Origin of the sequence: Calothrix anomala FACHB-343 (genome assembly GCF_014696435.1) — a bacterium.
GTDB lineage: Bacteria > Cyanobacteriota > Cyanobacteriia > Cyanobacteriales > Nostocaceae > Aulosira > Aulosira anomala_A.
Window position 1 is genome coordinate 64,434 of record NZ_JACJQG010000012.1, and the last position, 12,932, is coordinate 77,365.

A 12,932-nucleotide genomic window follows, 5' to 3' on the forward strand; every position below is an offset into this window, starting at 1 on the left:
GACTATATGCTTAAATAACAAAGAGGCTTTATCATCTCTGAGTTTTTGATGCAATAGCAGAGAAATGCTGTTTAATAGTTATTAAAAAAATAAATTTTTCATATCACAATATATGATTAGAGTTTTGCTGGTTGATGACCAACAAGCTGTGAGAGATTACTTAAGATCGTTGATTGAGAAAGAAACAGATCTTGAAGTAGTTGGTGTAGCAGATAATGGAAAGACTGCTATTACCAAAGTCGCTAATTTACAGCCGGATGTAGTGATTATCGATATGGTAATGCCGGAGATGGATGGGATTAATGCGACAAAGATTATTAGTGAAAGATTTCCTAAAACAAAAGTTTTGGTATTAAGTGGTTATGACAAGCATCAATATATCCAAGCATCGCTAAATGCGGGAGCAAGTGGTTATATACTCAAAGATGCATCGCCAGAAGAACTGAGAGATTCGATTCGTTTGGTTGAAAAAGGCTATACACAGTTAGCACCTGGTTTAATTAGTAAAATTATTCCGCAACAGCCAATATCGGATGGAGAAATTGTTAGTATTCAAAAAGTTTCGGATGTTCAGAGTTCAGGAATAGTTCTTCAAGAAAGTACTCCTACTTTCTTGGATGTAATTCAAACAGAGGAACTTTTACCGAATACAACTCGTTGGGTAGAAGTAGGAGGGCTGTTTTTAATTGCAACTGTTGCTACAGGGGTAATTTTATCTGCGGTGATTCAATATAAAGTAGTTGTGAAAGCACCTGCAAATGTCCGTCCATCTGGAGAAATACGTTTAGTACAAGCAGCACAAGAAGGAACTGTGACAAAGATTCTTGTGCAAGAAAATCAAGTGGTGAAAGCACAAGATATTATCGCCGTTATTGATGATAGCCAACTACAAATTAAAAAAAGTCAGTTGCTAGGTAATATTCAGCAGAATGAGATGCAACTGATGCAACTGGATGGTCAAATTCGGGCTGTGGATAGACAAATAGTAGCAGAAACAGAGCGTAATCAAAGAGCGATCGCATCGGCGACAGCAGATTTACAACGCACCCAAAGAGAACATCAGCAAACTACTGTATCAAGTAGCGGACAACTAGAAGAAGTTAAGGCGAATATTAAAATTGCTCAGGATGAATTACAAAAAGCCGAATTTGATTTTAAATCAATGCAAGCGAATTTGAAAGCCACAGAAGCAGCCTGGAAAGCGGCGAAACTGAAACGCGATCGCTATTTGAGTATTGCGACATCTGGCTCAATTTCTAAAAATCAATTGGAAGAGGTGGAATTAGCATTAGAGCAGCAACAACAATCGTTATTATCACAAAAAGCAAGTTTAGAAGCTCAAAAGCAAGTTATTGAAAGACAACAACAAGCTGTAGCAGCAGCTACTAGTAAATATAAACCAGCAGCCGCAGCAACTAATCCTAGTGATGCTATTCTGGCAATGGCTCAGGAAAAAATTGCCCAAGAACGTGCTGCAGGTGCAGGAAGTTTAGCAAGATTGAAGCAAGAAGAAAACAGTTTGAAGCAACGAAAACTGGAAATTCAAAATACAATTAACAGTGCAAAAAAAGACTTAGGACAAATAGAAAAACAACTGCAATTAACAGTAATTCGTTCTCCGGAGACAGGAACTATTTTGAAGTTAGAACTGCGAAATCCGCAGCAATTAGTACGCCCAGGAGAAGCGATCGCGCAAATAGCACCTTCTGAGGCTCCTTTGGTAGTCAAAGCTAATGTCAATGTCAAGGATATTAGCAAAGTAAAAGTTTGTAAATCGCCAAAAGTTGCTGATTGCCAAGAAGGTAAAGTGCAAATGCGAATTTCTGCTTATCCTTATCCAGATTACGGGATATTGCACGGTGCTGTGAGGAGTATTAGTGGGGATGTGATTGAACCTCAAAATAATGCTAGCGCTGCAACTGAAGCATATTATGAGGTGACTATTGAACCGGAAAAACTTTATTTAAAAAAAGGCGATCGCTCTTATCCTATTCAACCAGGAATGGAAGTAACGGCGGAAATTATTTCCCAAAAAGAAACTTTATTAACATTTATTCTGCGGAAAGCACGGTTGCTGACTAATTTATAGTTGAGTGTTGATTGTTGACTGTTGACTGTTGATTGTATGAAAAATACAGCGTATTTCAGGAAAATGAGGTACGCGCTTCGGGGCATGGCAGTGCCAGTGCCCCTACAATAGACGATAATCTGTACCTCACCAACTTGCAATCTGCTGTATCTAGTATCAGCGAGAAGACTGCAGCGATCGCGACTATTATTGAATGTCAGTCCCGCATCCGCGCCTGTTGTGGCTGTGTGGGACTTGTTTTTGTTGCAGATCAAAGTCTTCCTGTGGTTGCTCTGAAGCCTGATTTCATCAAAATACATCAATTTTTTATCGCGCACTCATGGCACAGTAAACACCATTGACTTGCAGCTTTATCAAAAATTTGGGTCTAAAACCCCGTCTACTTCGGGTGTAGCTCTCAGTGCGCCGCTTCTAGGACAGCTTTATGTGTTTTGTGTTAACATAAAGATGTGGTTAATTGGTCGATACCCATGATTGTTTACGAGTTTAAAGTTAAAGGGAAAGACAAGCAATATCAAGCGATAGATGAGGCTATCCGCACATCACAATTCATTCAAAACAAGTGCTTGCGCTATTGGATGGATAACAAAGATGTGGGTAGATATGACCTCAATAAATACTGTGCAGTATTAGCCTCTGAATTTCCTTTTGCTGATGATTTGAACTCGATGGCTAGACAATCTGCGGCTGAACGTTCTTGGAGTGCAATAGCTCGATTTCATGATAACTGTAAGAAGAAGATTAAGGGTAAAAAGGGTTTTCCGAAGTTTAAGAAAAACTGCCGTTCTGTTGAGTATAAATCAACTGGATGGAAGCTTTCAGTAAATCGAAAAGCCATAACTTTCTCGGACAAAAAAGGTATTGGAACCCTGAAATTAAAGGGAACCTACGACCTGAATTACTATGACATCAAACAGATTAAGCGAGTGCGCTTAGTTCGTCGTGCTGATGGGTATTATGCCCAATTTGCAATAGATATTAATGTCAGGATAGAAACTCAACCGACTAATCAAGTGGTTGGTATTGACTTGGGGTTAAAATACTTCATTGCTGACAATAAAGGCAATATTGAACCATCGCCCCAGTTCTACCGCAAATCAGAGAAACAGTTAAACCGAGCCAACCGCAAGAAGTCTAAAAAGTTCAGTTTAGCCAAAAGGAAAGCCAAACAACGGCAATCAAACAATTACCACAAAGCTAGAAATAGATATGCTCGGAAACATTTAAAAGTAAGTAGGCAACGAAAAGAGTATTGCAAGAGACTAGCATACTCCGTCATCCAATCTAACGATTTGGTAGCCTATGAAGATTTAAATGTCAAAGGGCTGGTAAAAAATCGACATCTAGCTAAATCCATCTCTGATGCTGGTTGGTACACTTTTCGCAGTTGGTTAGAGTATTTTGGGCATAAATATAGAAAGGCAACTGTTGCAGTGCCTCCCCATAACACAAGCCAAGACTGCTCTAACTGTGGCTCTAAAGTGAGAAAATCTCTGTCCACCAGGACTCATGTTTGTCCTCATTGCGGATATGTGGAGGATAGGGATATCAATGCAGCAATTAACATTTTGAGACTAGGACTCAGTACCGTGGGGCACACGGGAACTTACGCTACAGGAGATTTGCCACGCCACTTGCTTTAAGCCGGGGAACCCGTCCAACGCAGTGGCTCCTCTTGGGCGGTTGGGGTAACCCTGCTGTCTAACGGCGAGTCGTTGAATGTAGAAGCCCCGCCCTTATAGGGCGGTGGAGTGTCAAATCCTCAAATTGCTGAAGATAACGGATTTACCTGAAAAAAATTTTAACTTTGTCCGGTGAAATACAATAAAGTGTGTTAACAAAGGTGATTTACGACAAATACAAAACTGGTGAAATAGTTGGGAAATGAGATGCTCGAAGGAGCAAGATTATTAAGGGTAGATAAATTAATCTATTTAATTAACTGCCCGATAAGATGGGAAACCTTTTGGTTTACTTGATCAATCAAGTAATGAATTCGTAAGTATGAGGTATAGGTTTTAATGCCACTGCCTATTGTGTCTGTTCCGATAAAGAAAACCAAGAAACCGTCTTTGCTGCTGATACTGTCTTGTGCTTGGATATTAATAGGTTTAGGAAGTGCGGCATATTGGCTATTAACTCGGTTTCAACTATTGTCTCGAGATTTGCCAGTAGGTGCCACAATTATTCCTCAAGATGCTTTATTGACGGTTTCTTTAACTACAGATCCGAAACAATGGCAGCAATTGCGACAGTATGGGACAAAAGAAACCCAAGCAGAACTGGATCGAAATTTAGTGAAGCTGCGCGATCGCTTTTTGACTAATAATGGTTATGATTTCCAAAAAGATATTCAACCTTGGGTAGGTAATGAAGTCACTTTAGCAATTCTCGCACCCCAAGCTAGTCAACCGCCACCTAAACCAGTTTCGACTAACGCAGAGGCTTTTGGTAGCCAGCAGTCGATGGTGATGGTTCTGCCAATCAAAAACCCAGAAAAGGCGAAAAGCCTGTTAGCACAACCGAAAACTTTAAAACAAAGTCAATGGATTGACCGCACATATCAGGGTTTTACAATTAAACAAACTGATGGTCAAACTGGGGAAAATATTTCCGCTACAGTATTAAATGGGCAATTCTTAATTATTACTGATAATCCCAAAGCTACAGAAAGAGCAATTGATGCTTATAAAAATAAAACTTCCTTAGCTAATACAGCCGGATTCGCATCCAACTTGCCGAAAATTGCTAATTATCAACCTTTTGCTCAGTTTTATATTAATGTACCCACAGCTGCGAGGATAGCCGCAGCAGCACCCAACCGCCAATTACCTGCCCAAGTTTTGGCGCAATTGCAAAATAATCAAGGTTTGGCAGGGACAATTAACTTAGAACCAGAAGGAATACGTTTAAAAGGCGTTTCTTGGCTAAATCCGAATAGTCAGCGAGTGCTGGCAGTGGAAAATAACGCTGGGAGAATGCAAAGCCTAGTCCCTGCTGAAACCTTAATGATGCTTTCTGGTGGGAATTTACAAAGGCTGTGGGATGACTATGAGAGAACATCGCGAGGAAATCCCCAGTCGCCAATTATCCCCGAACAATTACGAGGTGGAGTGAAATCCCTGACAACCCTGGATTTGGATCGGGATTTGCTGCGGTGGATGAAAGGCGAGTTTTCTTTATCGGTAATTCCCAACACCCCAAAAGATGCGGCGACAGCAGATTTTCGGGCTGGATTGCTGTTTATGGTACAGGCAAGCGATCGCAATTTAGCGGAAGCATCCATCAAACAGCTTGATGAAGTGATGAAAAATCAATACCAGTTCCAAATTAAACCCGCTACGGTTGCAGGTAAAACCGTTACCAACTGGGTTGCGCCTTATGGTACTTTAACGGCTACTCATGGCTGGTTAGATGGAGACATTGCTTTTTTAATCGTGGGTGCGCCAATTGCCGATAAAATCGTTCCCAAGCCTAGTATTACTTTAGCTAGCACCATACCTTTTAAACAAACAGTACCGACAGAACCCAATCCCACAAACGGTCAATTTTTCTTGGATGTAGAACAGACAGCGAAAAATTTCCCTTTACCAAGTTTATTTCCTAATCAACAAACTTGGTTAGCTGCCACCCGTTCGATTGGTGTAACAACAGCTGTCAGCGATAATCGCAGTACCCGCTATGATATATTTTTCGCCCTGAAGAAAGCGGATCGTTCTTAGGAAGGGGGACAAACAATTCAAAATTCAAAATTCAAAATTCAAAATTAGGAATTATATTTAACTCTTGACTCTTACCCAATGCCCAATGCCCAATGCCCAATGCCCAATGCCCCATGCCCAATGCCCAATGCCCAATATAACCGCTAAACAGATAGGATCAGAACAGTCAGAATAAATAATTAAAGAATGACTGGGGAGAACACTTTATGAATCTGGTTGTACTCCAGAACTGGCTGGATAATGCTTCCTTTGCTGTCTTATTCCTCACTATGCTGGTGTATTGGGTAGGGGCGGCTTTTCCGAATCTGCCGGCCTTTGCTGCTTTGGGGACAGCTGGAATGGCGATCGCTAATTTGTGTATAGCTACCTTATTAGGGGCGCGATGGATCGAAGCTGGCTATTTTCCCCTGAGTAATTTGTATGAATCGCTGTTTTTCTTGACTTGGGGGATTACGACAATTCATTTGATTGCCGAAAATTCTAGTCGCAGTCGCTTGGTGGGTGTGGTTACTGCGCCTGTGGCGATGGGGATTACAGCTTTTGCGGCTTTAACATTACCATCGCAAATGCAAGTGTCAGAACCTTTGGTACCGGCACTCAAGTCTAACTGGCTGATGATGCACGTAAGTGTGATGATGTTAAGTTACGCTACTTTGATGGTGGGTTCTTTGTTAGCGATCGCATTTCTTATTGTCACTCGCGGTCAAAATATCCAACTCCAAGGCAGTTCTGTTGGTACTGGTGGCTATCGCAGCAATGGTTATAAGTTACGCAAAGCCGGTGAATTAGTCACAGAACCACAAGTACCTGCGGCGGATAATAATGGTTTTGTGCGCTACGAAAGCAATAGTAATGGCAATGGTAAAACCGCCGTTTTAGATTTAGTTACTGCACCTCAATCAGAAACTATTACATCTGCTGAACCTCTTTCACCTCAGCGTCTAAATTTAGCTGAAACTCTAGATAACATCAGTTATCGCATTATTGGTTTGGGATTTCCTTTATTAACAATTGGAATTATTGCTGGTGCGGTTTGGGCTAATGAAGCATGGGGTTCTTATTGGAGTTGGGACCCGAAAGAAACTTGGGCATTAATTACTTGGTTATTTTTTGCGGCTTATCTTCATGCGAGAATTACTCGTGGTTGGCAAGGTCGTCGTCCGGCAATTTTAGCGGCTAGTGGTTTGGTGGTAATTTGGATTTGCTATTTGGGTGTGAATCTTTTAGGTAAGGGTTTACATTCTTACGGTTGGTTTTTCTAAGGAATTTATCCCTTTCTCTGGTAGCGGAGAAGGGGATGATTTATTTTTTAAACGCAGAGTATCGCGGAGTTAAGCGCAAAGTAACGCAGATTTTTGAGGAGATTAGATTCTGTATTTAGTTGTGAATAAATATGGTTCAAATTCCAGTTCAGAAATTAAGTTTTGCAGATTTTTTAGAACAGTATCCTGATGGTTCTGGGATTTATGAATTGGTAAATGGAGAGATTATCAAAGTGGAACCGACTAGGGCGCATAAGAATGTAGCAAGATTTATTATGTTGGGCTTTAATGATGAAATTAGGCGCTTAAATCTTGACTATATTGCTGATAAAGATGTGGTTGTGAGAACATTTTCAACTACGGGGGAAGAACAAGGTAGAAATCCTGATGTGGGTGTAGTTAAAGCATCTCAGTGGAATAGTAATGTGCTAGCTTATGGGGCGTTAATTGAGCCGATTCAACTGGCTGTAGAAGTGACTTCAACTAATTGGGATGATGATTATATTGATAAATTAGATGAGTATCAACGCCTTGGTATTCTTGAATATTGGATTGTGGATTATTTAGCCATTGCTTCTCGTGCTTATCTCGGTAATCCTAAACTACCTACGGTGTTTGTTTATCAATTAATTGATGGACAATATCAAGTGCAAAAGTTTACAGGTAATGACCGAATTATCTCTGTCACTTTCCCAGAATTACAAATTACTGTTAAACAAATTGTAGATTCTAGTCAAATCCAAAAACTTTAATTATAACTGTTGACTGTTGACTGTTGACTGTTGACTGTTGACAGGCTAGAAAGCATTTATTGTCAGGGTTTTATCTTAGCTTAATGTTCTAATTTATCTGACTACAGCTATTTTATTTTATAATAAACGACTGTTTTACCACTTCAAATAAGCAGCGTCTATTCCTTGTTCGCGCTTAATTTTGCTATCTTTTTCAAACCAAGCAATTACTTGTGCTGTGGTTAATTCTTCTATAGTCACACCATATTCTTGGGCGATATGTTTTAAAAGCTTCAGGGATGAAATTGTTAATCTTGTTAAAAATTTTTCTGAAGAAGATAACAAAGCTGCGTCTACTTTTGCAGACTCTTCCAAATTTAAAAATTGTTCTGATGGAGAATTTGTCATTGGTCAGTAGTCAGTAGTCAGTGGTCAGTGGTCAGTGGTCATTATATCTTCCTTGTCCTCCCTGTCCTCCTTGTCCTCCTTGTCCTCCTTGTCCCCCTTGTCCTTATTCCCGCGCTTGGACTAAGTATCCACAACGATGCTCACCATTTATAATCCAGTGGGTGCGCTCGACTGTACAATCGGGGAGGACGGCGGCGAACATTTCTAGTTCATGACCGCAAACGCTAGGAAAGGATTCGGCAACATTAGAAATAGCACATTTATGCTCGATGAAGAGAAAGCGATCGCTCTTTTTGGAATCATCAGGCTCTACAGCATGATACTCTGCCATGAAGCCTTCTGCTTTTCTAAATTCCACTAAGTTGGCGACTCGTTCTTTAAGGGAACCGTTACCCAGGCGATCGCGATATTCTTGGGCTTTGCGTTCCCATTGTTTTTGTAAAATGGTTTTAACTTGGTCTTTACCTACGGTTTCTGCTAAAGTATCCAGCAGGGAAACAGCAAAATTTCCGTAACTATCACCCAAGCGATCGCTATCTTGACGATACAGGCGATCGCGTCCTCTAGAACTCAGTTGATATACATGCTGCGGTCTCCCCATCCCCGCTTGTACCATTGTTGAATATAAAATTAACTCTTCCGCCTCCAAATCTTTAAGATGGCGGCGAATCGCTTGTGGACTAATATCCAACACTTCGGCTAGCTCAAAAGCGGTGGCTTGTGAGTGTTTCAGGAGATACTCTAGAATATCTTGCTTCGTTGAGGACTGGTGGGTAGTCGTCATCTTCTCTGCTAGACGCTGCGCGAACGTCTCAAAAAATTTATTTGAAAATTTGACTTTAACAACATTGTTGTTGTTAATCTAGCGTAAAATGAAGATAAGTTAAACAACATGCTTGTTGTTTTATTCTCCATCCTTATTCTAACAGCCGTGTAACCACTCTGTAACCCCAGATGGGAATCGGCTACAAAACAAGTCCGTCTCCCATCCTTGAAGAGATTTTCACGAACACGAGAGATTACTACCGATGAGCGCCACTGTCAAAACCTTAGTCAACCAACCTTACAAGTACGGCTTTGTCACTGATATTGAAGCCGACACTATTCCGCGTGGACTAAACGAGGACATTATCCGCTTGATATCCGCCAAGAAGAACGAGCCGGAATTCATGCTGGAGTTTCGCCTCAGAGCGTATCGCCAGTGGCTGAAAATGACAGAACCAACTTGGCCTAATGTCAAGTATCCCCCCATAGATTATCAGGATATCATCTACTATTCCGCGCCGAAACAGAAAAAACAAAAGCTGGAAAGTTTGGATGAGGTAGATCCCACTCTCCTAGAAACCTTTGAGAAGCTAGGTATTCCCTTATCTGAACAAAAGCGTCTAGCCAACGTCGCTGTTGATGCAATTTTTGATAGCGTTTCTGTCGCCACTACATTTAAGGAAAAGCTAGCTAAAGATGGCGTGATTTTCTGTTCGATTTCTGAAGCACTGCGGGAACATCCAGAACTGATCAAAAAATATCTGGGTAGCGTTGTTCCAGTAGCTGATAATTATTTTGCGGCTTTGAATGCTGCTGTATTTAGCGATGGTTCTTTTGTCTATATTCCTAAAGGCGTAAAATGCCCAATGGAACTGTCTACCTACTTCCGCATCAACTCTGGTGATACGGGACAATTTGAGCGCACGTTGATTGTGGCTGAAGAAGGTAGCTATGTTTCCTACCTGGAAGGTTGTACCGCGCCAATGTATGACAGCAACCAACTCCATGCGGCAGTTGTGGAATTGGTAGCGTTAGATAATGCGGAAATTAAATATTCCACAGTGCAAAACTGGTACGCTGGTGATGCTAACGGCAAAGGTGGAATTTATAACTTTGTAACCAAGCGCGGTTTGTGTCAGGGTGTGAATTCTAAGATTTCCTGGACGCAAGTAGAAACAGGTTCAGCTATTACTTGGAAGTATCCTAGCTGTGTGTTGGTGGGTGATAATTCTGTGGGTGAATTTTACTCGGTGGCGCTGACAAATAATATGCAGCAAGCTGACACCGGGACTAAGATGATTCATGTCGGGAAAAATACTCGCAGTACAATTATTTCTAAGGGTATCTCTGCTGGTAACTCTAGTAACAGCTATCGCGGTTTGGTGAAGGTTAATCCGAAAGCTGAAGGCGCGAGAAACTATTCCCAGTGCGACTCGATGCTGATTGGCGATAATGCCCATGCCAATACTTTCCCTTATATTCAGGTACAAAATAATACTGCGAAGGTAGAGCATGAGGCTTCGACTTCTAAGATTGGCGAAGATCAGTTATTCTACTTTGCGCAACGAGGGATTTCTGCGGAAGATGCTGTTTCGATGATGATTAGCGGCTTCTGTAAGGATGTGTTTAATCAGCTACCGATGGAATTTGCAGTAGAAGCTGATAAGTTATTGAGCCTGAAGTTAGAAGGTTCTGTTGGGTAAGATTTAAATCGCAGATTCACACTGATAAATTTGTGTTTGTGGTTGGATTAACGAACCGCGAAGGCGCGAAGAACACGAAGAGAAGAGAGAGAAGAGAGAGAGAACATGATTATTGAAAATAGTGAAGTTGTGCTGTCAGTTAAGGATCTGACAGCAACGGTTGATGGAACGCCGATTCTTAAGGGTGTGAATCTGGAAGTTCGTGCGGGCGAAATTCATGCGATTATGGGGCCGAATGGTTCTGGTAAAAGTACTTTTTCTAAAGTATTGGCGGGACATCCAGCATATCAGGTGACTGGTGGTGAGGTAATTTTTCAAGGACAAAATCTGCTGGAATTGGAACCGGAGGAACGCGCGAGAACGGGTGTATTTTTGGCGTTTCAATATCCTTTAGAAATTCCTGGCGTTAGCAATTTGGATTTCTTGCGGGTGGCTTATAATTCTCGCCGCAAAGCACAGGGTTTAGAAGAACTAGATGCTTTTGATTTTGACGATTTGGTAGAGGAAAAGTTGGAAGTGGTGAAGATGAATCCCGCTTTCCTCAACCGCAGTGTGAATGAAGGTTTTTCTGGTGGTGAGAAAAAGCGCAATGAAATTTTGCAAATGGCGCTGCTGGAACCGAAGTTAGCAATTTTGGATGAAACCGATTCTGGTTTGGATATTGATGCGCTGAAAATTGTGGCGAATGGGGTGAATCAATTAGCCAGTCCGGAAAATGCCACGATTATGATTACCCACTATCAGCGCTTGCTTGACTATATTGTGCCCGACTTTGTGCATGTGATGGCGCACGGAAGAATTCTTACTAGTGGTGGTAAGGAGTTGGCGCTAGAGTTGGAGTCTCGCGGTTATGACTGGATTTTGGAAGAAGCTGCGGTTGAGGTGGGTGTGTAATGACTATTCAAGTTTCCCCCAGTTCGATTGCTAATTTGTTGGATAAGGATGATTATCTGACTGGGTTATTAAGTCGGGTAAGTCAAGAAACAGCAGCAGGTTGGTTAGAAGGTTTACGTCAAGGTGCTGCTAATTGGGTAAGTCACTCGCATATCCCTACCACCCGTGAGGAAGAATGGCGCTTTACTGATTTGTCAGGTTTGCGCAAGGTGGAATTTCAGTTAGGGAAGCAAGTTCTTACTGATATTTCGGCGCTGGCTTTACCGGAAGCGGCGAATAGTCGTTTGGTGTTTGTTAATGGTGTATATGCGCCGGAGTTGTCGGCTATTGATTTACCTCAGGATGTGGTTGTCGGCAATTTGACAGCTTTGTCGGATGAGGTAAAAGCAGAGATTAGCAAGTATTTGGCTAAAACTGAGGGTGCGCAAGAGGTTTTTACGGCGCTGAATACTGCTGGCTTGGCTGATGTGGCAGTGGTATTGGTGAGAAAGAATGTAGTGGTTGACACGCCAATTCATTTGTTGTTTGTTTCTGTTGTTGGGGAAGAAGCGACGATTTCTCAGCCGCGTTGTTTGGTGGTAGCGGAAAGTGGTTCGCAGGTGAGTTTGGTTGAGGAATATACGAACCGCGAAGACACGAAGAACACGAAGGAAGAGGAGAAGGTTTATTTTACGAATGCGGTGACGGAGATTTGGCTGGCGGAGAATGCCCAGGTGAGTCACACTAGGGTTGAGAGGGAAGGTGGAGAGGCTTTTCATGTTGGGAAGACGGCGATCGCTCAGGCGCGTGATAGTCGCTATACTTGTAACGCGATTAGTTTTGGTGGGAAGCTGTCACGCCATAATTTAGAGGTTTTGCAAACTGGTGAGCAAACGGAAACCACACTCAACGGTTTGACGATGATTTTTGGCAATCAGTTAGCGGATACTCACAGTGCGATCGCGCTGAATCATCCCTATGGTAAAAGTGAACAATTGCATAAGTGTATTGTAGGCGATCGCGCTCATGCAGTATTCAACGGTAAGGTTTTTGTTCCCAAACCAGCACAGCTAACAAACGCAGCCCAATTAAACCGGAATTTGCTACTATCATCGAAAGCGAGAGTTGATACCAAACCTCAACTGGAAATTACCGCAGATAATGTGAAGTGCGCTCACGGTGCTACTGTTAGCCAGTTAGAGGATGATGAAATATTCTATCTGCAAAGCCGGGGAATCGACCAAAATGCCGCCCGTAATTTATTAATTAACGCTTTTGCTGCCGAAATCATCAATAAAATCCCCGTTGCTTCCCTGCGACAAAGCCTATTAACCACAGTCAATAATCTCAAGTCAATTTCTCTTGACTCTTGACTATTG

The 12,932-nt window shown here is 41.9% G+C and carries 9 protein-coding genes and 1 pseudogene; 8 read left to right on the forward strand and 2 right to left on the reverse strand.

What is annotated here, in order from left to right:
- Window positions 1-112 precede the first annotated feature (112 nt).
- From H6G08_RS08975 to H6G08_RS08995, 5 genes and pseudogenes are all read left to right on the forward strand, one after another.
- A complete protein-coding gene (locus tag H6G08_RS08975; protein WP_190540644.1) occupies window positions 113-2,089 on the forward strand; it encodes a response regulator in 1,977 nt (658 codons plus the stop codon).
- Between the two features lie 470 nt (window positions 2,090-2,559).
- Window positions 2,560-3,831, forward strand: a pseudogene (locus H6G08_RS08980) (RNA-guided endonuclease InsQ/TnpB family protein).
- A gap of 279 nt (window positions 3,832-4,110) precedes the next feature.
- Entirely contained in the window at window positions 4,111-5,811 is a 1,701-nt protein-coding gene (locus tag H6G08_RS08985; protein ID WP_190540646.1) for a DUF3352 domain-containing protein, read from the forward strand.
- 206 nt (window positions 5,812-6,017) lie between these two features.
- Window positions 6,018-7,073, forward strand: a complete 1,056-nt coding sequence (gene ccsB / locus H6G08_RS08990; RefSeq protein WP_190540648.1) for a c-type cytochrome biogenesis protein CcsB — start codon at window positions 6,018-6,020, stop codon at window positions 7,071-7,073.
- Between the two features lie 131 nt (window positions 7,074-7,204).
- The gene (locus tag H6G08_RS08995; protein WP_190540650.1) at window positions 7,205-7,825 is read left to right on the forward strand and encodes a Uma2 family endonuclease; all 621 of its coding nucleotides are present in this window, start codon (window positions 7,205-7,207) and stop codon (window positions 7,823-7,825) included.
- Window positions 7,826-7,960: 135 nt separating this feature from the next.
- Here H6G08_RS08995 and H6G08_RS09000 read toward each other — a convergent pair whose 3' ends face one another.
- Window positions 7,961-8,212: an NDH complex assembly factor CRR9 gene (locus H6G08_RS09000; protein ID WP_190540652.1), complete on the reverse strand. Its 252-nt coding sequence runs from the start codon at window positions 8,210-8,212 to the stop codon at window positions 7,961-7,963.
- 103 nt (window positions 8,213-8,315) lie between these two features.
- Entirely contained in the window at window positions 8,316-8,996 is a 681-nt protein-coding gene (gene sufR / locus H6G08_RS09005) for an iron-sulfur cluster biosynthesis transcriptional regulator SufR (protein ID WP_190540654.1), read from the reverse strand.
- Window positions 8,997-9,240: 244 nt separating this feature from the next.
- Here sufR and sufB point away from each other — a divergent pair, with 244 nt between their 5' ends.
- The 3 genes from sufB to sufD all read left to right on the forward strand — a co-directional run bounded on the left by sufB (window position 9,241) and on the right by sufD (window position 12,926).
- Complete coding sequence (sufB, locus tag H6G08_RS09010; protein WP_096593907.1) at window positions 9,241-10,680, forward strand: Fe-S cluster assembly protein SufB; 1,440 nt, start codon at window positions 9,241-9,243, stop codon at window positions 10,678-10,680.
- Between the two features lie 105 nt (window positions 10,681-10,785).
- Window positions 10,786-11,574: a Fe-S cluster assembly ATPase SufC gene (gene sufC, locus H6G08_RS09015; RefSeq protein WP_096593905.1), complete on the forward strand. Its 789-nt coding sequence runs from the start codon at window positions 10,786-10,788 to the stop codon at window positions 11,572-11,574.
- Window positions 11,574-12,926 carry a Fe-S cluster assembly protein SufD gene (gene sufD / locus H6G08_RS09020; protein ID WP_190540656.1) on the forward strand — a complete coding sequence of 451 codons (1,353 nt, stop codon included), beginning with the start codon at window positions 11,574-11,576 and terminating at the stop codon, window positions 12,924-12,926. Before sufC ends, sufD begins: the two co-directional genes overlap by 1 nt.
- Window positions 12,927-12,932 lie beyond the last annotated feature (6 nt).

Coding starts and splice junctions, on each gene's coding strand:
- H6G08_RS08975 (WP_190540644.1), top strand. CDS start 113: ATGATTAGAGTTTTGCTGGTTGATGACCAACAAGCTGTGAGAGATTAC.
- H6G08_RS08985 (WP_190540646.1), top strand. CDS start 4,111: ATGCCACTGCCTATTGTGTCTGTTCCGATAAAGAAAACCAAGAAACCG.
- ccsB (WP_190540648.1), top strand. CDS start 6,018: ATGAATCTGGTTGTACTCCAGAACTGGCTGGATAATGCTTCCTTTGCT.
- H6G08_RS08995 (WP_190540650.1), top strand. CDS start 7,205: ATGGTTCAAATTCCAGTTCAGAAATTAAGTTTTGCAGATTTTTTAGAA.
- H6G08_RS09000 (WP_190540652.1), bottom strand. CDS start 8,212: ATGACAAATTCTCCATCAGAACAATTTTTAAATTTGGAAGAGTCTGCA.
- sufR (WP_190540654.1), bottom strand. CDS start 8,996: ATGACGACTACCCACCAGTCCTCAACGAAGCAAGATATTCTAGAGTAT.
- sufB (WP_096593907.1), top strand. CDS start 9,241: ATGAGCGCCACTGTCAAAACCTTAGTCAACCAACCTTACAAGTACGGC.
- sufC (WP_096593905.1), top strand. CDS start 10,786: ATGATTATTGAAAATAGTGAAGTTGTGCTGTCAGTTAAGGATCTGACA.
- sufD (WP_190540656.1), top strand. CDS start 11,574: ATGACTATTCAAGTTTCCCCCAGTTCGATTGCTAATTTGTTGGATAAG.